The organism is Streptosporangium sp. NPDC050148 (genome assembly GCF_055586505.1).
In genome coordinates this window covers 121,181-142,983 of the sequence record NZ_JBVJIA010000013.1, presented here as the reverse complement: position 1 = coordinate 142,983, position 21,803 = coordinate 121,181, and the positions used below count along the sequence as shown (strand labels likewise).

Below are 21,803 nucleotides of genomic sequence, written 5' to 3'. Positions count from 1 at the left end.
GCCGGTTATCGGCCCCTTAACCTCCTCTTATCGCGGGAGGTGGCAGGCTGGGCGCATGCGCAGGCGTCTCCTACTGGCCGTGACCGGCTGGCTGGTCACCGGCCTCCTCGCCGTCGGGGCGGGGGTGGCCGTGATCGACCGGCTCGGTGAACCGCTGACGGACACCGGCCTGCGACCGCTGTCGGCCGCCGAGGTGGACGAGGCGCTCGCCCTGGCCTCCTCCCGGCCCGACGCCCTCCCCGCCCCGGCGGGGACCTCCGGCACGCCCTCGGGGACGGTTCCCGCGACCCCGTCCGCCCGTACCGCGACCCCCGGCCCCCGGGGCGTTCCCACACCGGCCGTTCCCGCGCCGACCGTCACGGTGACCGTCACCCCCGGGCCCGCCGCCTCCACCGCGCCTCCCGCGCCCGCGGGGAAGAGCGGCGTGATCGACACGGTGGGCGGGCGGATCATCGCCCGGTGCCAGGACGGCCTGGTCACGCTCCGGTCGTGGAGCCCGGCCCAGGGGTTCCAGGCCGACGATGTCGAACGCGGCCCCGCGAGCCGGGCCCACGTCGAGTTCGAGTCGGAGGAGCGGGAGCTCAAGGTCGAGGTGTACTGCTCGGCCGACGGCTCTCCCGCCCACCACGTCCGCGGCTGACCCGCCTCGGGTCCTGTCCGGCCTCCGGACGCGCCCGCCCTCGGAGACGCCGGGTCCGTCCTCCGACGAGACCGGCCGTCATCGGCCGATCGCGAGACCCCCGGGAGACGGGCGCGGCCGGTGAGGGGCGTCAGCCGCCGCCACCGCAGCCGGCCTTCTTCTCCTCCGCCCCCACCTCCTCCACACCGGGCGCCTCGTCGGCCACGCCGACCGAGAGCTGGGCGGTCGAGGCGACCAGGCTCCCCACGGGAGATCCCGCGGCCTTGGCGTCCACCACGATCCCGCGCTCGCCGAGCAGCTCGTACGTCTCGGCGTCGAAGATCAGCTCGTGCCGGACGCCGTCCAGGCCGACCCGGCCCACGCCGACGCCCTCCCGTCCGGCCGCGTCCGGTGCCCGCCCGGTGGCCTCGACCCCGGGGATGGTGCCCACCGCCTTGAACAGCGCCGCCCGCTGCGCCGGGGGCATGTAGGTCTCCCGGAGCATGTCACCCGCTGCGGTGAACGCCGCCTCGTCCTTCGACTCCCCGCCCCGGTCCCCGGTGTAGAGGTGGGCGCGCATCCCCTCGGGGTCGGTGGGCAGCCTCCTCAGCGCGGCGTGGTCGGTACGCGCGTGGTCGGGAAGGCCCCCGCAGCTCACCAGCGGCATCGTCTTCACGCCGGTCTCCTCGTAGGCCGACGGGGGAACGGGCCAGCCCGGGTAGGCCCTGGGCTCCAGGTGTTCGACCCGCAGCACCCCGTCCCTCGTCCCGTCGGCGGAGAGCCAGATGGTCCTCCTGGTCCGGTAGAGGTAGCGGGTCTGCCCGGTGGTCCTTCCCGTCTCCACGTTCACCGCCCCTTCGCCGAACGCGCCGTACATCGTCTGCGACTCGACCTTGACGAACTGGTTGTCGCGGGGCGCGAGGTCGGTCCTGGACGCGGCCCGCGCGGCCCGGTCGAGCACCTCGCTCGCGGAGACGACGGTGAAGCGGGGCATCGCCGCCACCGTCTCGCCGCCTGTCCTCCCGCCCGTGCCCGTCACGGTCTCCCGTCCCGCGCTCGTGTCCGGTGCCGGGGCGTCGACCGGGGCCCCGGTCAGGACGATCACGGTCGCCCCCGCGGCCACCGCGAGCGCCCCGGCCAGCACCCTCGCGTACGGGCCGCGCCAGGCGGGCCGGCGTACCGGAGGGCGCCCAGCCCGCGGTCCCCGCGCGTCCCGCCGTCCCGCGGCGAGCAGCCGACCGCGTGCCTTCAGCCTGGCCTCGGTGTCGTACGGCGCCACCTCGGGCCGGAGGGCGGCCACCAGCTCGATCTCGTCCTCGTTCATGACTGCGACTCCAGAAGGCGGCGGACCTTGGTCCGGGTGCGGGAGAGACGGGACCTGACGGTCCCGATCGGGATGCCGAGCGCCTGCGCGGCCTCCTCGTAGCTCAGGTCGGCCCAGGCCACCAGGAGCAGCAGGTCCCGCTTGGCGGAACCGAGCCGGGCCAGGGCGGCGGCCAGCGCGGGCCGCAGGCGGTCGGCGGTGACGCGTTCGGCGCTGCGCTCCTCGAACTCGGCCGCGCGCTCGGGGATCTGCCGGGCGAGCGCCCGCAGCCTGCGGGTCTCGGCCCTGCGGTGGCCGGAGACCAGGTTGGAGGCGATCCCGTACAGCCAGGGCCTGGCGTCGAGGCGGCCGGGGTCGTACCGGCCGCGCTTGCGGAAGGCCACCAGGAACGTCTCGGCGGTCACGTCGTCGGCCGTGGTCACGTCGCCGAGCCGCCGTGCCACGTACCGGTGGATCTCGCCGGCGTGCCGGTCGAAGAGGCCGGCGAACCTGTCGGGGTCCGACAGCGACTGCCCGATCAGCGTCGCGTCGTCGGGGGGCGGGGACCCGGAGACCGCGAACGCGGAGGCCGGGGACTCGGAAGGCGCGAACTCGGAAGGCGCGAGCGTGGAGGGCGGGGACTCGGAGGGCGGTGGCTCGGGAGGCGCCCACGCCCGTTGCGGGAGGCTCAGTGTCACCACCCGTTCCGTACGGTCGTCATCGGGAATCCCTTCCGGAGCGCGTCCGCGCTCCCACCCCTACTCCGCCGACCGTCCCGGACGGGTTCCACCCTTCGGAGCGGTACGTCGTCCCCGCCCCGGCACCACTAGGATCCCCCTTCAGAAAACGGGCGCAAAGGGAGAGACGATGAGTGCTCAGAAGGCCGCGGGCAACCGGAGGCCGCTGCTGAAGGGGTCGATCCTCGTGGTCGTCCTGCTGGTGATCTCCGCGTTCCTCCTCAGCTCGTGCTCCCGGGTGAGCACCCAGCCCGACGAGGTCGTCCTGCACTACGCCGGCGGCACGTTCGAGGCCATCAAGTTCGAGAAGTGCATCAACCCCTCCAGCGGCGCCACGCTGCTCGGCCCCGGCGACCGGGGCTTCTCCTACCCGTTCGGCCAGCGGACCTTCGACTTCTCCGGGGCCGACGACGCCGAGTCCAAGCCGCTGTCCGTGGTCTCCAAGGACAACGTCGAGATGACGGTCTCCGGGGTGGCGACGTTCACGCTGAACACCGACTGCAGGACGCTCCAGACCTTCCACGAGAAGATCGGCCTGAAGTTCGGCGCCCACCACGAGGACGGGGAGTCCGCCGGCTGGCGGCGGATGCTCAACATCTACCTGCGGGTGCCGCTGGACCGCGCCATGGACGCCGCCTCGCAGGAGTTCGAGTGGCGGGGACTGTTCAACGACCCCAAGGTGAAGCAGTCGTGGGAGGCGCGGGTGGGCGAGCTCGCCCGGGAGTTCATCAAGGAGACCTCCGGTGGCGACTACTTCTGCAACCAGAACTACGCGGGCAGCGGGCAGTGCGGGGACATCTCCCTGACCATCCAGAAGCCCGAGCCGCCGGACGTGCTGGTCGACGCCCTGGCCTCCGAGCAGGCGGCCAAGGCCGAGAACGTCGCGCAGACCCAGCGCAACGCCAAGGTCCGCACCGAGATCGAGTCGATCAAGGACCTGGTCAAGGTCCTGGGCCCGCAGGGGGCCGTGCTCTGGCAGGCCATCCAGAAGGGCCAGGTCAGCGTGGTCCCGGTGCCGCAGGGCAGCAACCTCAACATCACCCCGCCGCAGGGACGCTAGGGACCGCACCGGGGACCGTCGGGGACCGTCGGGGACCGTCGGGGACACGGGGCACCGGCTCCGCGCGGGGAGATCGAGGACCCGGCCTCCCGCGCCTCAGCCGGTCCCGCCGTCATCGGAGGAGCCGGGGGAGCCGGGGGAGCCGGGGGAGCCGACGGGGGCGGCGGGACCGGCGGGGCCCAGCTCCGCGCCGAACTCGGCGGCCATCGCGCGCATGTCCCCGGCGAGGCCCTCCAGGTCGAGGGCGGAGATCCGTTCGGCGGGCCCGGACACCGACAGCGCGGCGACCGTCCGCGATCCGTCCCGCACGCCCACCGCCAGGCAGTGCACGCCGAGCTCCTCCTCGCCCAGGTCCATCGCGTACCCGCACGCCCGCACGCGCTTCAGCTCCGCGAGCATCCCGGGCAGGTCGGTGATCGTGTTCTCGGTCCGGCGGGGCATGCCGGTCCGCTCGACGAGCGACGCCACCTCGGCGTCGGGCCGGTCGGCCATCAGCGCCTTGCCCACCGCGGTGCTGTGCGGCAGCACCCTCCTGCCGACCTCGGCGAACATCCGCAGCCTCCTCGGCGAGGGCACCTGGGCGACGTAGACCACGAAGTCGCCCTCCATCACCGCCAGGTTGGCCGTCTCGCCCGACAGCTCGACCAGCTTCGCCAGGTACGGCTGCGCCCACACCGCGACCATGCGCTCGGCCACCCCGCCGAGCCGGACCAGCGCCCCGCCCAGGGCGTAGCGGCGGTCCGACTCCTGGCGCACGTACCCCCGGGCCAGCAGCGTGCGCAGCAACCGGTGGATCGTCCCGTACGGCAGGCCGGTCCTGGCCGCGATCTCCGAGAGCCCGGCCTCCCCGCCCCGCTCGGCCAGCGCCTCCAGCACGTCCAGGGCCCGATCGACCGACTGCACCGCGCTCACGGCACCCCCGCGAGCCCGCGCAGGGAGGCGTCGAGCACCTGGGCGGTGTGCGCCGTCGGGACGGGGGCGGCCCCCCGGCGGCGGATCGCCGAGGCGATCTGCATGGTGCAGCCGGGATTGGCCGAGACCAGCAGGTCGGCGCCGGTCTCCAGCACCCGCCCGGCCTTGCGGTCGCCCAGCTCCTCTGCGGTCTCCGGCCGGAAGATGTTGTACGTCCCGGCCGACCCGCAGCAGATCGCCGACTCGGCGATCTCCCTCAGCTCCAGGCCGGGGATGCCCGCCAGCAGGGCGCGCGGCTGGGACCGTACCCCCTGGGCGTGGGCCAGGTGGCAGGCGTCGTGGTAGGCCACGGTGAGCCGGAGCGGATGCCGCTCGGCCACCGGCCCGAGCTCGGCCAGGTACTCGGCCAGGTCCACGGTCCTGATCGCCCGCGCCCGATCGGCCCACGCGTCGCCGCCCGGCCCGGCCGCCTCCTGGAGGATCTCGGCGTAGCCCTTCATCGTCGATCCGCAACCGGCGGCGTTGACCACGATCGTGTCGACGCCGGCCCGCTCGAAGGCGGCGATCGTGCGCCTGGCCAGCCGCAGCGCCTGCCCGTCCCGCCCCGAGTGCAGCGACAGCGCCCCGCAGCACCCCTGGGAGCGGGGGATCACCACGTCGCAGCCCTCCATCGCGAGCACCCGCGCGGTGGCCGCGTTGACCTGCGGGAAGAACTCTCCCTGTACGCACCCGGTGAGCATGCCGACCGTGGCCCTGCGCCGTCCCCGCGCCGCGACCCTGGACGGCAGCCGTACCCGGGAGGCGGGCGGGGGAGCCAGCTCGGCCATGGCCGCCAGCGACGGGTTGATCCTCCGGAGCCTGGGGGCCGCGGCGCGGCGCAGCCCGGCACTGAGCCGCAGCGGCAGCCGCATCGCCCGCAGCCGCCGCGGATAGGGGAAGAGCCCGAACACCAGCGCCCGCAGTGCCCGGTCGTCCGGCTCGCGCACGTGCGTCCGCTCCACCTCGGCCCTGGTCTGCTCGATCAGCCGGTCGTAGCGGACCCCGGACGGGCAGGCCGGCACGCACGCCATGCAGCCCAGGCACGCGTCGAAGTGCCCGGCCATCTCCGGCGTCAGCGGCGTGCCCTCCACGTGCTGTCTCATCAGGTGGATCCGGCCGCGCGGGGAGTCCATCTCCTCGCCCCACAGGACGTACGTCGGGCACGAGGGCAGGCAGAACCCGCAGTGCACGCAGTCGTTGATGAGCTCCGGGTCCATCAGATCCCTCCCACGAACCGGCCGGGGGACATCCTCCGGCCGGGGTCGAACCGTTCCTTGACCCTGCGCATCAGCGGCAGCGCGCCCGAGGGACCCCACCGGTCGACCCCCCGGGCGATCTCCGGCGGCGCGGCCAGCACGGTGAGCCCGCCGCCGAGCCGCCCCAGGTCCTCGCGCACGCCCGTGACGAACCCGGCGAACTCCGCCTCGCCCGTCTCCGGGGGGAGGGCGGCCTGCAGGACCGCCGAGGCCACCGAGCCGCGCACGCTCACCGGCAGCCCGCGCGCGGCGACCGCGTGCAGCGCCGGATAGGCGGCCGCGGGCGGCACCCGCAGCTCGACGAGCACCTCCTCGCCCGGCGGCTCCGCCCACCAGGCCGGGACGTCGGAGGTGACCCAGGCGCTCCCGTACGCCTCCATCGACGCGCGCAGCGCCTCGGCGCGGGCACCGGCGGCGACCCCCTCGACCAGCGCGCAGACGACCGGCCCGCCACCGGCGTCACCACCGGCGTCCGGCCAGTCCAGCTCGATCGCGCTCGGCTCGGCCTGCGAGGCCGCGAGCTCGGCCACCAGCGCGGGCAGCGCGGCGGCGGGCGGGGCGACACCGGCCCAGCGCCGGTCCGCCGGGAGCGGATGGAGGCGGAAGACCGCCTCGGTGATGACGCCGAGCGTGCCGTAGGAGCCGGTGAAGAGCTTGCCGAGGTCGTAGCCGGCGACGTTCTTGACGACGGTGCCGCCCGAGACGGCGACCGTGCCGTCGGCGAGCACGACGGTGACGCCGATCAGCAGGTCGCGGGCGGTGCCGTGGCGGAACCTGCGAGGACCGGCGTCCGCGGTGGCGAGCGTGCCGCCCACCGTCCCGCCGACGACGCCGTCGCGCCGGACGCCGTCCAGGGCCAGTTCCTGCCCGGCGCGCGAGAGCGCGGTGGCCAGCGCGTCCAGCGACAGCCCCGCGCCGGTCCGGGCCACCAGGTCGCCGAAGGAGTGCGCGACGCCGGACCCGTCGCCGAGCAGCAGGCAGCAGGTGTCGAGCAGCAGGTCGCAGCGTTCCGGGGGAGCGCCCCGGTCGAGCCGGGTGCCCTCACCCGCCGGTACCACGGCCAGGTCGTGCGCGGCCGAGACGCGCATCAGCGCGGCGACCTCGGCGGTGCTCTCCGGCAGGGCCACCCAGCGCGGCCGTACGCCGCCCACCGCGTCGTCCGGGCCCGCCCTCCTGATCGTCACGCCCGTCGCCTCCAGCGCGTCCAGCGCGTCCGGCGCCTCCGAGGTCTCCGGGGTCTCCGGGGCGTGCGGGGCCTCCGGGGACGTCCCCGCGGGTGTCCTTCGCGGTGATCCCATCAGAACTGCTCCGCCCGTCCGGACTCCACCAGCGGGTGCACGCCCTTGCGGACCCCGGGGACCTCGCCGCAGAGCCGGGGGGTCGGGAAGATCTTGCCCGGGTTCGACAGGCCGCGCGGGTCGAAGGCGCAGCGCACCCGCTGCATGGTGTCGAGGTCGTCCTCCGAGAACATCTTCGTCATGTACCGGGCCTTGTCCACGCCGACGCCGTGCTCGCCGGTGATGGAACCGCCGTGCTCGATGCACAGGTCGAGGATCCGCCCCGAGACGGCCTCGGCCCGCTCGGCCGCGCCGGGCTCGGCGTCGTCGAAGAGCACCAGCGGGTGCAGGTTCCCGTCACCGGCGTGGAAGACGTTCGCCACCCGGATGCCGTACTCGGCCGAGAGGGCGTCGATACCGGCCAGCACGCCGGGCAGCGCGGTGCGGGGGACGACGCCGTCCTGCACGATGTAGGCGGGGCTGATCCGGCCCACCGCGGCGAACGCCGACTTGCGGCCCCGCCAGATCGCGGCCCGTTCCACCGCGTCGTCGGCCACCCGCAGCTCGAACGCGCCGCTGTCCCGGCAGATCCGCACGACCTCGGCGAACTGGTGGGCGACCTCCTCGGCGGGACCGTCCAGCTCCACGATGAGCACCGCACCGGCGCCCTCGGGGTAGGCGCACGCCACGGCCGCCTCGGCGGCCTCGACGGCGAGCGCGTCCATCATCTCGATCGCGGCCGGTACGATGCCGCCGCCGATGATCGCCGACACCGCCCGTCCGCCCCCCTCGATGTCGCTGAACGCCGCGAGCAGCGTCGTGACGGCCTCCGGGAGGCGGCTCAGCCGCACCACGACCTTGGTCGCGATGCCGAGGGTGCCCTCGGAGCCGACGAACGCGCCCAGCAGGTCGTAGCCGGGGTCGGCGTCGGAGAGCTCGACGAGGTCGCCGTCGGGGGTGACGATCTCCAGGCCGATCACGTGGTTGACGGTGAAGCCGTACTTCAGGCAGTGCGCGCCCCCGGAGTTCTCCGCCACGTTCCCGCCGATCGTGCAGACCTGCTGGCTGGAGGGGTCGGGCGCGTAGTAGCGGCCCAGGTCGCGGACCGCCTCGGTGATCGCCAGGTTGGTGACCCCCGGCTCCACCGTGGCCCGTCGGTTCGGCAGGTCGACGGAGAGGATCCGCCGCATCTTCGAGGTCACGACCAGCACCCCGTCGGCCCGGGGCAGCGCCCCGCCCGACAGGCCGGTCCCGGCGCCCCTGGCCACGAACGGCAGGCCGTACTCGTTGCAGATCCGCACCACGGCGGCCACCTGCTCGGCGCTGCCGGGGAGCACCACGACGCCCGGGGTGACCCGGTGGTGGGTCAGCCCGTCGCACTCGTAGGTGCGCAGCCGCACCGGGTCGGTGATCACCGAAGTGGTGCCGAGGAGCTCGGTGAACCTGCGGACCGGCTCGTCCAGGGCCGCCGGGGTCATGGGCCGCGCCGTCGGTGTCGTGGGCGTCGCGGGTGTCGCGGGTGTCGTCGGCATCGTCTCTCCTCCGGCATGGGGCGGGACCCGGGAGCGGGACCGTCGCGGTCGCCGCCCGGTCCCCACCGGACGACCGGGGCGCTCATCCCCGTCTCGAATTCTCGCGCGGCGCGTGCGCGCCCGCACTCCGGCCGGGCTCCCCGAGTTCCGCGAGTTCCGCGAGCTCCGCGAGCTCCGCGGGCTCCCCGGGCTCCGCGGGCTCGGAGGGGGCCCGCTGCAGGGACCGGCAGTCGGCCGACGGCGCGCTCCGCCCGGCGCCGCGGGGGGAGCGGCCCAGGCGCAGGTGCAACCGGCCCTTGATCATCGTGATGAGGACGCCCCTGGCCCAGCCCTCCTCCGCGGTCCTGCGGGCGTAGAACTCCCGCGTCGACCGGGTGTCCAGCATGTCGAGCAGGACGATGTGGTGACCCCACGGGATCGGCCGCCCGGTCCTGGGCACCGAGTCCGGCCAGGCCGCCGCGAAGGCCCTCATGTAGAGCAGGTTGGTCCGCGAGTACCCCATGGCCTCCGGGAACGCGGCGCGCAGGTCGGCCGAGAGGCGGGGCGCGATCCGCCTGCCCCACTCCTCGTCCGGCTGCCGGTCGAGGAGGTGGCGCCCGATCCGCCAGTACTGCCGGATCAGCTCCGCGTCGGTGGTGAGCAGCGCCACCCGCCCCCGGCTGCCGGCGATCTCGCGCTTGACGGCGTCGAGCAACGCTCCGTAGTCGCCGCGGTCCGTTTCCTCGCCGTTCCTGTCATCGGTCATGCACGCAAAGTATCCACTGGTCCGGGGTGCCGCACCCGTGGTCGCCGGTCGCCCGGAGTGAGGAATCCCGCCCCGGGGATGAGGATTCCTCACCGTCGGATCGGTCATGTCACGGCATACGCGCATAAGCAGGGAGGGTGAGGAACTCGGCGAACTCGTCGTCGAGCGCGACCTCCTTGAACAGGGCGGTGGCCTGGCCGTAGCGGACCTCGTCGTAGCCGGGCTCGGCCGCGATCCCGGCGAGCTCCTCGTCGATGATCCGCTCCACCAGCTCCCTGGTCACCACGGCCCCGGTGTCGGACAGCTCGATGCCGTTGTGGATCCACTGCCAGATCTGGGAGCGGGAGATCTCGGCGGTGGCGGCGTCCTCCATAAGGTTGTGGATCGCCACCGCGCCCAGCCCGCCCATCCAGGCGGCCAGGTAGCGCAGCGCCACGTCCACGTTGTTGCGCAGCCCGGCCTCGGTGATGTCGCCGGGGGTCTTGGAGACCGCGAGCAGGTCGGCGGCGGAGACGCTGACGTCCTCGCGCAGCCGGTCGAGCTGGTTGGGCCGGTCCCCCAGGACCGCGTCGAACACGTCGCGGCAGACGGGCACCAGGTCGGGGTGGGCCACCCAGGAGCCGTCGAAGCCGTCGCCGGACTCGCGGGTCTTGTCCGCGGTGACCTTCTCCAGCGCGACCCGGTTGACCTCGGGGTCGCGGCGCGAGGGGATGAAGGCGGCCATCCCGCCGATGGCGTGGGCGCCGCGCCGGTGACAGGTGCTGACCAGCAGCTCGGTGTAGGCGCGCATGAACGGGGCGGTCATCGTCACCGCGTTCCGCTCGGGCAGCAGGAACTCCCGGCCGCGGGTGCGGAACTTCTTGATCACGCTGAACAGGTAGTCCCAGCGGCCCGCGTTCAGGCCCGCGGAGTGGTCGCGCAGCTCGTAGAGGATCTCCTCCATCTCGAACGCGGCCGGGTAGGTCTCGATGAGCACCGTCGCCCGGATGGTGCCCTGGGGGATGCCCAGCAGGTCCTGCGCGCGGACGAAGACGTCGTTCCAGAGACGGGCCTCCAGGTGCGACTCGATCTTGGGCAGGTAGAAGTAGGGGCCCTTGCCCTTGGCCATCTGCCGCTGCGCCGAGTGGAAGAAGTAGAGGCCGAAGTCGACCAGGGAGGCCGACAGCGGGGCGCCGTCCAGGGTGAGGTGCTTCTCGTCCAGGTGCCACCCGCGGGGACGGACCACGATGGTGGCCAGCTCGGCGTCCGGCCTGAGGGCGTAGCTCTTCTCCCCGGCGGTGAAGTCGATGGTCCGGTCGAGCGCGTCGCGCAGGTTGAGCTGGCCGCCGATGGTGTTCTCCCAGGTGGGGGAGTTGGCGTCCTCGAAGTCGGCCAGCCAGACCTTGGCGCCGGAGTTCAGCGCGTTGATCGTCATCTTCCGGTCGACCGGACCGGTGATCTCCACGCGGCGGTCCACCAGGCCGGGCGCGGGCGGGGCGACGCGCCACTCGGACTCGCGCACGTGCCGGGTCGAGGGCAGGAAGTCGAGGGTGGCGCCCGCCGAGAGCTCGGCCTGCCTGACCCGGCGGGCCTCGAGCAGCTCCAGCCGCCGGCCGTCGAACTCGCGCTGGAGCGTGGCCAGGAAGGCCAGCGCCTCCGGTGTGAGGATCTCGTCGAAGCGGTCCCGCAGGGGAGCGCCGATCTCAACGCCGTTCATGAACCCTCTTTCCGTGTCTTCCTTATTTTCCACATCGCGGAAAAGCAATTCTGAAACGTGGAAACCAGGGTACGTGACCGCTCGTGAGCCGGTCAAAGGCGGGGGCGGCCTCAGGGCAGAGCCCGGGGATACCCCGATGTTCACGGGCGTCCGGTCCCGGCAGAGTTGGGCCGGTCGGATCGGCGCCCTCGGCGGAACGAGGGGGCGGACGGCGCGAGGGGGAGGCGAAGACCTCCCGGAAAGTCGAGGATTGAGCCCATGAAGAGGAACACGCTCGTCGCCGGAGCGCTCCTGGGGTCGGTGTTCATGCTCTCCGGATGCGAGTTCGCCCTGGACTTCCGCGAGCGCGGGCAGGACGTCGTCTCCTACGACGTGGCGGACGGGGTGAAGGCCCTGAACGTCGACTCCGGCTCCGGCGACATCGTGGTGACCGCCTCGGACCGCTCCGGGGTCCGGGTGACCGAGACCCTCCACTGGCGCGGTGACAGACCGGTCACCGAGCACCCCGTGAACGACGGCACGCTCAGCCTGCGCTACCGGTGCGACGGGCACAACTGCTCGGTCGACTACAAGGTCGAGGTCCCGCGCGCCGTGTCCGCCGACCTCGACACCGGTTCGGGCACCATCACGCTGCGCGGGCTGGCCGGGCAGGTGAAGGCGGTGACCGGCTCCGGCGACATCGAGGCGGTGGGCCTGGGCTCCAAGCGCCTCACCGTCGAGGCCGGATCCGGGGAGATCGAGACGGGGTTCACCGTCGCGCCCGACCTGGTGGAGATCGAGAGCGGCTCGGGCGACGTCGTGACCCGCGTCCCCGCCGGTGGCTACGACGTGACCACCGAGACCGGCTCGGGCGACAGGACCGTCGAGGTGACCAGGGACCCCTCCTCACCCCGGAAGATCACGATCAAGACCGGCTCGGGTGACGCCCAGGTCCTGCTCCCCTGAGAGCGGGCGCACCCGCCCCCGCCGCACCCGGGCCTCCCACCGGCCGGGACGAGCCGGCGTATAACCAGGTGATGACGGAGAGGTTCTCGTGGCACCATCCTGGGGAAGAGACCCGGGGTGTTCGGGCGTTCACTCATATGGGCGTTCCTCACAGGGAAGAACGCCCACGGAACGACCATATGAACGGAGCGACGACATAGACACTCGTGAGCCGCTGGACATCGACCGATTCGACGATCTCCTCGACACCGGAGAGCTGGACCTGGCCGACCGCCAGGCTCTGCGCCGGGTGGCGGGCCTTTCCACGGAACTGGAAGACGTCACCGAGGTCGAGTACCGCCAGCTGAGGCTTGAGCGGGTCGTCCTGGTCGGCGTCTGGACCTCCGGTACGGCGATCGACGCCGAGAACTCCCTCCTGGAGCTCAAGCTTCTGGCCGAGACCGCGGGTTCAGAGGTTCTGGAGGGCGTCATCCAGCGCCGCCAGAAGCCCGACACTGCGACCTACATCGGTTCCGGCAAGGCCCAGGAACTCGCCGACATCGTCTCCGCCACCGGCGCCGACACGGTGGTGTGCGACGGGGAGCTGAGCCCCGGCCAGCTCCGTCAGCTCGAGGAGATCGTCAAGGTCAAGGTCATCGACCGGACCATGCTGATCCTCGACATCTTCGCCCAGCACGCCAAGAGCCGCGAGGGCAAGGCGCAGGTCGAGCTCGCGCAGCTCAACTACCTGCTGCCGCGCCTGCGGGGCTGGGGTGGCAACCTGTCCCGTCAGGTCGGCGGCCGTGCGGCCGGCGGCGTCGGCATGGGCGGTCGTGGTCCCGGTGAGACCAAGATCGAGCTGGACCGCCGGCGGATCCGCGAGCGGATGGCCAAGCTGCGCCGCCAGATCGGCGGCATGACCACCGCCCGCGAGACCAAGCGGTCGAGGCGCACACAGCGCGAGGTCCCGGCCGTGGCCATCGCCGGGTACACCAACGCCGGGAAGTCCTCGCTGCTGAACCGGCTGACCGGCGCCGGGGTGCTGGTGGAGGACGCCCTGTTCGCCACCCTGGACCCGACGGTCCGCCGGGCGCACACGCCCGACGGCCGCCTGTTCACGCTGGCCGACACCGTCGGATTCGTCCGGCACCTGCCGCACCAGCTCGTGGAGGCGTTCCGCTCGACCCTGGAGGAGGTCGGCGACGCCGACCTGATCCTGCACGTGGTCGACGGCTCGCACCCCGACCCCGAGTCGCAGCTCGCCGCGGTACGCGAGGTGGTCGGTGACATCGAGGGCGCGGGCGACATCCCGGAGATCGTGGTCATCAACAAGGCCGACGCCGCCGACCCGGTGGTGCTGGCCCGGCTGACCGCGCGGGAGAAGCACACCGTGGTGGTCTCGGCGCGCACCGGCGCCGGGATCGAGGAGCTGCGGGCCGTGATCGAGCGCGAGCTGCCCAGGTTCGACCAGGAGGTCACGCTGCTGGTGCCGTACGACCGCGGCGACCTGATCTCCCGGGCGCACCAGGAGGGCGAGGTGCTCGACGTCCAGCACACCGGGGACGGCACCGTCCTGCACGCCAGGGTGCTGCCCGGCCTCTTCGCCGAGCTGGAGAAGATCGCCAAGCCGGTGGAGACCGTCGCCTGACCGCGCCGGGGGCCGCGTGTCCCCGGCGTGCCGGCGCAGCGGGCCGCGCCCGGTGATCGGCGGCGGGTCCGATGCCGTCGGCAGGCCGGGTGCGGCCTTACGGCCGGCCTTCGCCGTGCCTCACCGCACCACCGCGCGGACCGATGCCGGAACCTGTTCCGACATCAAACGACGCGCTGGAACATCACCAGCGCCACGTCGTCCTCCCGGGCGCCGAAGCGCTCGATCAGGCGGTCGCAGAAGACCTCCAGGTCCTCCTGGAGGTCTTCTGCCAGCCTTCGTACGATCTCCAGGCTCTCGTCGAGCAGCTTGTCGCGGTCCTCGATGAGCCCGTCGGTGAACATCAGCACCGAGCCGCCCGCGGGCACCCGGACCCGGTCGACCCGGTAGGTCTCCTGGGCCACGCCCAGCAGCAGGTTGCCCAGGCGGTGGTAGTGGGCACGGCCGCCGTCGATGAACAGGGGCGGGATGTGACCGGCGTTGGAGATCTCCATCTCCCCGGTCGCCGGGTCGAGCAGGAGCAGGCACACCGTGGCGGTCATGCCGGGGTGGTAGCGCCGCAGCACCTCGTTGAGCAGCGCCATCGACGCGCCCAGGTCCGAGGTGCCGATGACCGAGGCGCGCAGCGCGTGGCGTAGCTCCGCCATGACGGTGGCGGCCAGCAGGGAGTGCCCCTGGACGTCGCCGATGGCGATGAGCACCCGGTGGCCCATCCGCAGGACCTCGTAGAAGTCACCGCCCACCTCGACGTTGTCGACCGCGGGCTGGTAGCGCCAGCCGATGGCGAGCCCGCCGATCTCGGGGATGCGGGCCGGCAGCAGGCTCCGCTGCAGGGTGAGGGCGATGGCGTGCTCCTCGGCGTAGGCCCGCAGCGCGTCCACGGCCAGGGCGAGGGCCTGGCCGAGCTGGCGCAGCACGTTGGCCTCGTCGGAGTCCAGCGGCGGCACCCCCTCCGCGCCCAGGTAGACCGGCGGCCTGCCCAGCTTGGTCCGGCACACCACGGCCGAGACGTCGCCGCCGATCCTCGCGTCCGGCATCAGCTCCAGCCACTCGTCGGCGGGGACGGTGAAGACCTCGGTCCCCGCGGCGTTGCCCAGGGACATCGCGCTCAGCCGGGACAGCGTGTCCGGTGCCGCGACCTTCGTCACGACGCGGCCGTCCGGGGGCAGGGCGGCGAACCTGCGGGTCCGGCCGTCCGGCGGCAGGGCGAGCGTGCCCGCCTGCCGCCCCAGGATGCGGGCGGTCCCCTCGACGGCCGTGGTCAGCAGCTCGTCGAACGTCTCGGCGGAGTTCATCGAGAGCGTCACCTCGGTGAGGGCGGCCAGCCGCTCGGCCATCGTCTCGGCGCGCTTGCGGGCGCGGTAGTAGCGCAGCGTCGCCGCGACCGTGGCGGCGAACTCGTCCGGCTCGACCGGTTCGGCCAGGTAGGCGTCGGCGCCGCGTTCGAGCCCCTGGGCCCGGTCGGCGGCGGTGATCGCGGCCCCGGAGATCTGGATGACCGGTATCGACGAGGTGGACGCGTCCGCCTTGATCTGCTCGCAGACCTCGTACCCGCTGATGTCGGGGAGCCGCACGTCCAGCACGACCAGGTCCGGCTGGAGCTCCCTGACCTTGACGAGCGCCTCCATGCCGCCGGTCGCCTGCACGACCCGGTGCCCCGAACGGCGCAGCCAGCTGGACAGGATGTACAGCTTGGTCGGCGTGTCGTCCACGACCAGCACCGTCGCCCCGTCCTCAGCCACCGGCCCGCCCCAGAACGCCCTCGATCGCCTCCAGCAGGATGTCACGGCGGAGCCCCTGCTTGGAGACCACCATGCGCGTCCCCTCGGGCACCTGGTACGACGTGGCGACGGTCACGATGATGACCGGCACCCTGCTCAGCCGCTCGTCGTCGCACATCCGCGCCATCAGCGCGCTGCCGTCCAGCCGGGGCATCAGCAGGTCGACCAGCGCGAGGTCGGGCGGGTGCTCGGCCATCACCTCCAGGGCCGCCAGCCCGTCGGCGGCCTCGTCGATGTGCTCGGCGACGCCGGTGAGCATCCGCCGCACCGTGGCGCGGAACTCCTCGTCGTCGTCCACGACGAGCACCCGGCCGACCACGGGCGTGCCGCCGTGCCGGTAGGGCAGCCTGAGCGTGGCCGTGGTCCCGGAACCGGGGACGCTGGTCAGGTGCAGCGTGCCGCCGAGCGCCTCGGCCAGCCGCCGGGCGTACGGCAGGCCCAGCCCGGTGCCCTTGCTGCGCACCTGGATCGGCCCGGGGACCTGGAAGAACTCCTCGAAGATGCGCTCCAGGTGCTCCTCGGGCACGCCGATCCCGGTGTCGGTCACGGTGAAGACCACGTTGTGGGTCGCGGCGTCGAGCACGGCCTCCAGCCTGACCTCGCCCCGTTCGGTGAACTTCAGCGCGTTGGAGAGCAGGTTGCGCAGGATGCGGGTGAGCATCACCTCGTCCACCAGCATCTCCCGGGGCGCCCGCGAGACCTCCACGGTGAGCTCCACCGCGTCGTTGCCGGTGGTGGGGTGCAGGGTCATCCGCAGCCGCTCGGCCAGCGCCATCAGGTCGACCAGGGACGGCTGGGGGACGAGCCTGCCGGCCTCGGCCTTGGCCATGTCGAGCAGCTCGCTGACCAGCGCCAGCAGGGTCTGCGCGGAGGAGCCGATCAGGCCGATCTGGTGGAGCTGCTCCTCGGCCAGGGGCTCCCCGCCGGGACCCACCAGCAGGCGGACCAGGCCGATGATCGAGTTGAGCGGGGTGCGCAGCTCGTGGCTGACCGTGGCCCAGAACCTGTTCCTCGCCTCGCCCGCGGCCCGCAGCTGGGCGGACTTCTCGTCCAGCTCGGCGTACAGTGCCACGACGCCGCGGTTGGTCTCCTCCAGCTCCTCCGAGAGCTGGTTGTACAGCGCCAGCACGCCCTGGTTGGTCTCCTGCAGCTCGGTGTTGAGCTGCAGGACCTCCTGCAGGGTCTCGGCGAGCTCGTGGTTCTGCCGGCGCAGCTCCTCCAGGGCCGTGGTGGGCGTCCCGGTGGCGAGGCCGGCGCGTATCTCCTCCGCCGACCGCTTCGGCTTCCGGCCCTGGGGAAGCCGCTTGACCATGCTTATCCTTCCCTGGGCCGGGTCGAGCTCGATGAGGTCGACCAGGCGCCCCGCGAGCGTGACGCCGTCGGCGGGACGGAACCCGGCGGTGGCGGAGAACTCGATCGTGACGGTCAGGGCGTCCTGTCCCAGCCGGAAGGCGAAGGAGGCTCCGGTACCGGCCTCCAGCAGCTCCCTGCCGATCTCGCTCAGCGCGGTGGCCACCCGGATCTGGTCCTGGGCCTCCAGGCCGACGCTCTCGGCCACCTCGCGGCCGAGCTTGCGCATGGCGAAGACGTCCTGATCGTCCTTGACAAGGATGCGTATCAACTCGTCCCCGTTCATACGCCGGGCCTGACGGCGACCACGCAGGCGTCGTCCCTGCGGGTCCCGGCCTCGCGCAGCAGCGTCCCCGCCACGACGGAGGGCAACCGCGTGACCAGCCCGGGAAGGGAGGTGATGTCCCAGCGCTCGGACAGGCCGTCGGAGTGCAGCACGACCACCCCGCGGCCGGGCACGGCGTACTCGTACTGGCGCAGCGTCCTGGCCTTGTGACCGGCGATGCCCGGCACCGAGATCATGCCCTGCCGGCCGTCGCCGTGGACGATCCACGCGGAGACGTTGCCCAGGCCTGCGAAGCTCACCGTGCCCGCGGCCCCGTCGACGCGGGCCACGGCGACCGCGCCGCCCCTGGTGTGGCCGAGGCCGAGGTGGATGCGTTCCAGGACGGTGACCGGGGGCAGGCCGGAGTGCAGCAGGAAGAGCCGTACCGCCTCGGCGGAGGCCTGGGCGGCCGCGGGGCCGTGACCGAGGCCGTCGCAGAGCATCACGGTCGTCACCGGCCCCTCCTCGGTGATCACGAAGGCGTCGCCGCAGACGGTCTCCTCGCCGATCGGGCGGGTCAGGCCGCTCACCCGGGACGGGGGCTGCCCGGCGCCCTGGGCGGTGAAGTACATGCCGAGCACGGTGCCGCGGCCGAGCATGGAGTGCACCTCGTACCCGCTGGCCATCCGGGCGATGCCGCCCAGCCCGATGCCCAGGGTGCCCGTCGTGGAGTAGCCGTCGCGCAGGGCCCGCGAGACGTCGCGCATACCGGGCCCGCGGTCGATCGCCAGGACCTCGACAGCCGAGTCCAGCTCCAGGTGCGGGCGCACCAGCATGACCCCCTCGACGGCGTGCTTGACCAGGTTGGAGGCGGCCTCGCTGACCGCGACCGCCACCCGCCCGGTGTCCTCCTCGCCGAACCCCCTGCTCTCGGCGAGCGCCACCGCGCTGCGGCGGAGCGCGCCGATCGCGCTGGCGTCCTCGGCCCGGACCCAGACGTCGTGCCGCGAACGGATCAGCGTGCCCATTTCGTCACCGTGATCAACGTGCCCTCGCCGGGAGCCGATTCCAGCTCGAACTCGTCCACCAGGCGGCGCGACCCGCTCAGGCCCAGGCCCAGGCCGCCACCGGTGGTCCAGCCGTCGGTCAGCGCCTGCTCGATGTCCGGGATGCCGGGCCCGTTGTCACTGAAGGTCATCCGCAGCCCCTGGCGCATCCCCTTGTGGACGACCTCGACCCGTACCTGGCCGCCCCCGGCGTAGACGAGGGCGTTGCGGGCCAGCTCGCTGGCCGCGGTCACCACCTTGGTCTGGTCGACCAGCGAGAGCCCCACCTTCACGGCGACGGTCCTGACGTGCTGGCGGACCAGCACGACGTCGCCGTTGACGTTGATGGGGAGGTTCTCCGCGCTCGTCACAGGGAGGCCGCCGAGGTCTGGGAGCCCTCGATCTGGTTCAGCAGGGCGACACCCTTCTCCAGGTTCAGCGCGGTACGCACCCCGCCGAGGGAGAGGCCGAGCTCGACGAGGGTGATCGCCACCGCCGGCCGCATGCCCACGACGATCGTCTCGGCGTCGAGCATCCGGGAGATCGCCGCGATCGTGGCCAGCATCCTGCCGATGAAGGAGTCGACGATCTCCACGGCGGTGATGTCGATGATCACTCCGCGCGCGCCGGTCTCGACGACCTTCTCCGACAGGTCCTCCTGGAGCGCGAGCACGCTCATGTCCTGCAGGTCGATCTGGATGGAGACGATCAGGATGTCGCCGAGCTTGAGAACGGGAACGCGGTCCATCAGTCCTCCACCGTCCGTACGGCGATGCGGGCCGTGCCGCCCTTCTTGGCGAACGTGACGCCGCTCGCGCGCAGCGTGTGGGCCAGCGCGTCGGCGAGGGTGGCCTTGGTCACGATGTCGCCGAACTCGATCCCCAGCGTGACGATGGTGTGGGCGATCTGGGGGCGGATGCCGGAGATGACGCACTCGGCGCCCATCAGCCGGGCCGCGACCACGGTCTTGAGCAGGTGCTGGGCGACCTCGGTGTCCACGGCGGGCACGCCGGTGATGTCGATCACCGCGTGCTCGGAACCGGTGTCGACGAGCGTCTGCAGCAGCTTCTCCATGACGACCTGGGTCCTGGCCGAGTCGAGCGTGCCGACCAGCGGCACCGCGACGATGCCCTCCCACAGTTTGACCACCGGGGTGGAGAGCTCCAGCAGCTGCTCCGCCTGGTCGATGATGATCTTCTCCCTGGCCGACGCGTAGCTCTCCATGGTGAAGAGCCCGAGGTCGTCGATTACCCGGGAGAACCAGATGAAACCTCGCATGCTCTCGGGGGAGCCGTCCTCCTCGACGCTCTCGTAGAGCGCCTCCTTGAGGCCGAACACCATGACCGCGGTCTCGGTCGGGGTGAACCCCTGACGGGCGCGCGTACGGGAGAGTTCGGCCAGCAGGCCGCGCAGGTCGCTGAGGTCGCCCGAGTCCGCGAACGAACGACGCACCGCCTCGTAGAGCTCGCGGAGCTGGTCGGTCAGTTCACCGCGATCCGCCTGGCTCCCCATCGACGAACCGGCGATCTCGAGCCAGCGCGTGAAGACGCGCTCCTGGTGCTCCTGGAAAAGTTCTTCGATGCGACGCCGTCCGGCGTCCGCGGGGACGGACACGACAACTCCCTGCCTGGGTGACCTGTAGACAACTCGTTCGAAGGCTACAGGGAGCGTTCCGTGGATGGTCGCCTCCGGAGGGGCCGGGAGGGGGCTCGGACCTTCGCCGGGCCCGTATCACATCCGCGGCGCATCGGTGCCGCCCGGCGTCCTCGTCCCGTACTGGTCCGGCCGCCTCCGGGGCGGTGCGGAGGGGCCGGCCGGACCCTCGCGGCGACACCCAGCCTAGGGAGATCGGCGCGGGCGTTTCAACGGCCGAACTTGCGCCGGAGGGGGGATCTGGGCTGCACTGTGGAGCCGTAAAACGTACAAACTTCGCAAAGGCGACAGTGGTCGGCTCAGGTCTGGATTGCTACCATAAGGCAAATCCCGCGAGATGTTATGACGCAAGTTGCTCCGGTGACTACTGTTACGCAGGATCAGGAAGTAGTCTGAGCTGTGGAAAGGTGCTCGACGCCGGGTCCGGTCGCCATGCTCGCGGGTGAGGCGCGGTCGCGGCGAGGTGGCGTTCTTCCCAATTAGCCTGTACAGCGGGCTGACTTGTGAAATAACGTAACTGAACTGAAATCGCCCGATCATGATCCTGGCGATACTGTCGCCGCACCACAAGGTATGCGGATGAGAGCAGGAGACCCCCGATGCCGTCCGGATTCACAGCGGGCTCGAAGGGTACGGTGCCCGGCAGCGTCCGGGGTGGTCAGCCCCGCCCGGGTGCGGCCCAGCACCGGGTGTCCTCCCCCGAAGACAAGGCGGTGATGCGATGACCGTCCGCCTTCTGACCAACATCGGCCGGCTCTGGACCGGGAACGATGTGTTCAGCAACGCGGCGATCCTGGTGCACAACGACCGGATCGCCTGGATCGGCCGCGCCGCGGAGCTTCCGCAGAGCGTGCCCGGTGTCGTCGACGACATCGTCGACGTCGACCACGTCGAGAACCTGGGCGGCGCCCTGGTCACCCCGGGCCTGATCGACGCGCACACCCACCCGGTCTACGCGGGCAACCGCTACGCCGAGATGGCGATGCGCTCCGGTGGTTCCACCCCCTCCGCGATCACCGCGGCGGGCGGCGGCATCGGTTCCACCGTCACGGTCACCCGGGGGACCGACCCCTGGACGCTCTGCAACGGCGTCCGCGAGCGGCTCCGCGAATGGCTGCTCAACGGCACCACCACCGTCGAGGCCAAGACCGGCTACCACCTCACCCGCGACGGAGAGCTGGCCGACGTCCGGCTCCTGCGCGAGCTGGAGAAGGAGCCGATGATGCCGCGGGTGCACGTGACCTTCATGGCCGCGCACGTCGTCCCGCCCGAGTACTTCGGACGCCAGCGCGACTACGTCGAGGCCGTGGGCGCCTGGTGCGCCGACGCCGCCGCGGCCGGTGCCAACGGCGTCGACGTCTACTGCGACGAGGGCCACTTCACCGCCGAGGAGGCCCGCTGGGTCCTGGCCTCCGGGCGCAACGTCGGACTGCTGCCCCGCGTGCACGCCGGTGCCTACTCCCGCCGGGGTGCCGTGCAGCTCGCGGCGGAGCTCGGCTGCGCCTCCGCCGACCTGCTCCACCACACCACCGACGAGGACATCGCCATGCTGGCCCGCTACGGTGTCCCCGCCGTGGTGTGCCCGGGAACGGCCCTGCAGCGTGGCAGCCTGCCCCCGGTCCGCCGAATGCTCGCCCAGGGGGTCACCGTGGCCCTGGGCAGCGACCACAACCCGGGCCACTGCGGCATCACCTCGATGTCGCTGGTCATCAGCCTCGCCGTGGCGGCCTTCGGCATGAGCGTCGGCGACGCCCTGCGCGCCGCGACGCTCGGAGGCGCCACCGTCCTCGGCGCCCCGGACCGCGGTGTCCTCGCCCCCGGCCGCCTGGCCGACATCGTCCAGTGGGACGCCGACCACGAGGGCGCCTTCGCCTGGGCCTTCGGCCTCAAGCCCCGCAAGGTCTGGCGCGGCGGCATCCCCGTCCAGTAGTCCTCCCTTCCCCGTCCCGGGGGCCGCACC

The 21,803-nt window shown here is 72.5% G+C and carries 19 protein-coding genes; 5 read left to right on the top strand and 14 right to left on the bottom strand.

Annotation, left to right across the window (positions count from 1 at the left end; genetic code table 11):
* The first annotated feature begins 55 nt into the window (after nucleotides 1-55).
* Nucleotides 56-640, top strand: coding sequence for a hypothetical protein (locus ACZ6RT_RS17145; RefSeq protein ID WP_470154571.1), 585 nt, complete (start codon nucleotides 56-58; stop codon nucleotides 638-640).
* 130 nt (nucleotides 641-770) lie between these two features.
* Here the strand turns inward: ACZ6RT_RS17145 and ACZ6RT_RS17140 are convergent, their stop codons facing one another.
* On the bottom strand, nucleotides 771-1,943 hold the full coding sequence (locus ACZ6RT_RS17140; protein ID WP_470154570.1) for a CU044_5270 family protein: 1,173 nt from the start codon (nucleotides 1,941-1,943) through the stop codon (nucleotides 771-773).
* Entirely contained in the window at nucleotides 1,940-2,620 is a 681-nt protein-coding gene (locus tag ACZ6RT_RS17135) for an RNA polymerase sigma factor (protein ID WP_470154568.1), read from the bottom strand. Before ACZ6RT_RS17135 ends, ACZ6RT_RS17140 begins: the two co-directional genes overlap by 4 nt.
* 169 nt (nucleotides 2,621-2,789) lie before the next feature.
* On the opposite strand from ACZ6RT_RS17135, the gene ACZ6RT_RS17130 reads away from it, so the two are divergent.
* On the top strand, nucleotides 2,790-3,719 hold the full coding sequence (locus ACZ6RT_RS17130) for an SPFH domain-containing protein (protein WP_470154566.1): 930 nt from the start codon (nucleotides 2,790-2,792) through the stop codon (nucleotides 3,717-3,719).
* A 96-nt stretch (nucleotides 3,720-3,815) separates the two neighbouring features.
* Here ACZ6RT_RS17130 and ACZ6RT_RS17125 read toward each other — a convergent pair whose 3' ends face one another.
* The 6 genes from ACZ6RT_RS17125 to aceB all read right to left on the bottom strand — a co-directional run bounded on the left by ACZ6RT_RS17125 (nucleotide 3,816) and on the right by aceB (nucleotide 11,176).
* A complete protein-coding gene (locus ACZ6RT_RS17125) occupies nucleotides 3,816-4,631 on the bottom strand; it encodes an IclR family transcriptional regulator (RefSeq protein ID WP_470154564.1) in 816 nt (271 codons plus the stop codon).
* Nucleotides 4,628-5,887: a (Fe-S)-binding protein gene (locus ACZ6RT_RS17120; RefSeq protein ID WP_470154563.1), complete on the bottom strand. Its 1,260-nt coding sequence runs from the start codon at nucleotides 5,885-5,887 to the stop codon at nucleotides 4,628-4,630. The genes ACZ6RT_RS17125 and ACZ6RT_RS17120 overlap by 4 nt, the downstream gene beginning before the upstream one ends.
* Nucleotides 5,887-7,224: an FAD-binding oxidoreductase gene (locus ACZ6RT_RS17115; protein ID WP_470154561.1), complete on the bottom strand. Its 1,338-nt coding sequence runs from the start codon at nucleotides 7,222-7,224 to the stop codon at nucleotides 5,887-5,889. The genes ACZ6RT_RS17120 and ACZ6RT_RS17115 overlap by 1 nt, the downstream gene beginning before the upstream one ends.
* Complete coding sequence (locus ACZ6RT_RS17110; protein WP_470154638.1) at nucleotides 7,224-8,681, bottom strand: FAD-linked oxidase C-terminal domain-containing protein; 1,458 nt, start codon at nucleotides 8,679-8,681, stop codon at nucleotides 7,224-7,226. The genes ACZ6RT_RS17115 and ACZ6RT_RS17110 overlap by 1 nt, the downstream gene beginning before the upstream one ends.
* Nucleotides 8,682-8,817: 136 nt before the next feature.
* Nucleotides 8,818-9,480 carry a DUF1016 N-terminal domain-containing protein gene (locus ACZ6RT_RS17105; protein ID WP_470154559.1) on the bottom strand — a complete coding sequence of 221 codons (663 nt, stop codon included), beginning with the start codon at nucleotides 9,478-9,480 and terminating at the stop codon, nucleotides 8,818-8,820.
* Nucleotides 9,481-9,589: 109 nt separating this feature from the next.
* On the bottom strand, nucleotides 9,590-11,176 hold the full coding sequence (gene aceB / locus ACZ6RT_RS17100; RefSeq protein WP_399191068.1) for a malate synthase A: 1,587 nt from the start codon (nucleotides 11,174-11,176) through the stop codon (nucleotides 9,590-9,592).
* A gap of 258 nt (nucleotides 11,177-11,434) precedes the next feature.
* Between aceB and ACZ6RT_RS17095 the strand changes: the two genes are divergently transcribed.
* Both ACZ6RT_RS17095 and hflX read left to right on the top strand, forming a co-directional pair.
* Entirely contained in the window at nucleotides 11,435-12,121 is a 687-nt protein-coding gene (locus ACZ6RT_RS17095) for a DUF4097 family beta strand repeat-containing protein (RefSeq protein ID WP_470154557.1), read from the top strand.
* A 214-nt stretch (nucleotides 12,122-12,335) separates the two neighbouring features.
* Nucleotides 12,336-13,748: a GTPase HflX gene (gene hflX / locus ACZ6RT_RS17090; RefSeq protein WP_399191274.1), complete on the top strand. Its 1,413-nt coding sequence runs from the start codon at nucleotides 12,336-12,338 to the stop codon at nucleotides 13,746-13,748.
* Between the two features lie 164 nt (nucleotides 13,749-13,912).
* Here the strand turns inward: hflX and ACZ6RT_RS17085 are convergent, their stop codons facing one another.
* From ACZ6RT_RS17085 to ACZ6RT_RS17060, 6 genes are read right to left on the bottom strand one after another with little or no spacing between them, the layout of a single operon-like run.
* On the bottom strand, nucleotides 13,913-15,490 hold the full coding sequence (locus ACZ6RT_RS17085) for a SpoIIE family protein phosphatase (protein WP_399191072.1): 1,578 nt from the start codon (nucleotides 15,488-15,490) through the stop codon (nucleotides 13,913-13,915).
* The gene (locus tag ACZ6RT_RS17080) at nucleotides 15,483-17,150 is read right to left on the bottom strand and encodes an ATP-binding response regulator (protein ID WP_470154555.1); all 1,668 of its coding nucleotides are present in this window, start codon (nucleotides 17,148-17,150) and stop codon (nucleotides 15,483-15,485) included. The genes ACZ6RT_RS17085 and ACZ6RT_RS17080 overlap by 8 nt, the downstream gene beginning before the upstream one ends.
* Before the next feature lie 11 nt (nucleotides 17,151-17,161).
* Nucleotides 17,162-18,172 carry an ATP-binding protein gene (locus ACZ6RT_RS17075; protein WP_470154553.1) on the bottom strand — a complete coding sequence of 337 codons (1,011 nt, stop codon included), beginning with the start codon at nucleotides 18,170-18,172 and terminating at the stop codon, nucleotides 17,162-17,164.
* Nucleotides 18,160-18,561: an anti-sigma regulatory factor gene (locus tag ACZ6RT_RS17070; protein WP_470154551.1), complete on the bottom strand. Its 402-nt coding sequence runs from the start codon at nucleotides 18,559-18,561 to the stop codon at nucleotides 18,160-18,162. Before ACZ6RT_RS17070 ends, ACZ6RT_RS17075 begins: the two co-directional genes overlap by 13 nt.
* Nucleotides 18,558-18,938 carry an STAS domain-containing protein gene (locus ACZ6RT_RS17065; RefSeq protein WP_470154550.1) on the bottom strand — a complete coding sequence of 127 codons (381 nt, stop codon included), beginning with the start codon at nucleotides 18,936-18,938 and terminating at the stop codon, nucleotides 18,558-18,560. Before ACZ6RT_RS17065 ends, ACZ6RT_RS17070 begins: the two co-directional genes overlap by 4 nt.
* Nucleotides 18,938-19,804, bottom strand: a complete 867-nt coding sequence (locus ACZ6RT_RS17060) for an STAS domain-containing protein (RefSeq protein ID WP_399191082.1) — start codon at nucleotides 19,802-19,804, stop codon at nucleotides 18,938-18,940. Before ACZ6RT_RS17060 ends, ACZ6RT_RS17065 begins: the two co-directional genes overlap by 1 nt.
* Nucleotides 19,805-20,564: 760 nt before the next feature.
* Here ACZ6RT_RS17060 and hutI point away from each other — a divergent pair.
* Complete coding sequence (gene hutI, locus ACZ6RT_RS17055) at nucleotides 20,565-21,773, top strand: imidazolonepropionase (RefSeq protein WP_399191084.1); 1,209 nt, start codon at nucleotides 20,565-20,567, stop codon at nucleotides 21,771-21,773.
* Nucleotides 21,774-21,803 lie beyond the last annotated feature (30 nt).

Excerpts from the sequence above, each read along its gene's own strand:
- ACZ6RT_RS17145 (WP_470154571.1), top strand. The coding sequence starts at position 56 with ATGCGCAGGCGTCTCCTACTGGCCGTGACCGGCTGGCTGGTCACCGGC.
- ACZ6RT_RS17140 (WP_470154570.1), bottom strand. The coding sequence starts at position 1,943 with ATGAACGAGGACGAGATCGAGCTGGTGGCCGCCCTCCGGCCCGAGGTG.
- ACZ6RT_RS17130 (WP_470154566.1), top strand. The coding sequence starts at position 2,790 with ATGAGTGCTCAGAAGGCCGCGGGCAACCGGAGGCCGCTGCTGAAGGGG.
- ACZ6RT_RS17120 (WP_470154563.1), bottom strand. The coding sequence starts at position 5,887 with ATGGACCCGGAGCTCATCAACGACTGCGTGCACTGCGGGTTCTGCCTG.
- ACZ6RT_RS17115 (WP_470154561.1), bottom strand. The coding sequence starts at position 7,224 with ATGGGATCACCGCGAAGGACACCCGCGGGGACGTCCCCGGAGGCCCCG.
- ACZ6RT_RS17110 (WP_470154638.1), bottom strand. The coding sequence starts at position 8,681 with ATGACCCCGGCGGCCCTGGACGAGCCGGTCCGCAGGTTCACCGAGCTC.
- ACZ6RT_RS17105 (WP_470154559.1), bottom strand. The coding sequence starts at position 9,480 with ATGACCGATGACAGGAACGGCGAGGAAACGGACCGCGGCGACTACGGA.
- aceB (WP_399191068.1), bottom strand. The coding sequence starts at position 11,176 with ATGAACGGCGTTGAGATCGGCGCTCCCCTGCGGGACCGCTTCGACGAG.
- ACZ6RT_RS17095 (WP_470154557.1), top strand. The coding sequence starts at position 11,435 with ATGAAGAGGAACACGCTCGTCGCCGGAGCGCTCCTGGGGTCGGTGTTC.
- ACZ6RT_RS17075 (WP_470154553.1), bottom strand. The coding sequence starts at position 18,172 with ATGGGCACGCTGATCCGTTCGCGGCACGACGTCTGGGTCCGGGCCGAG.
- ACZ6RT_RS17065 (WP_470154550.1), bottom strand. The coding sequence starts at position 18,938 with ATGGACCGCGTTCCCGTTCTCAAGCTCGGCGACATCCTGATCGTCTCC.
- hutI (WP_399191084.1), top strand. The coding sequence starts at position 20,565 with ATGACCGTCCGCCTTCTGACCAACATCGGCCGGCTCTGGACCGGGAAC.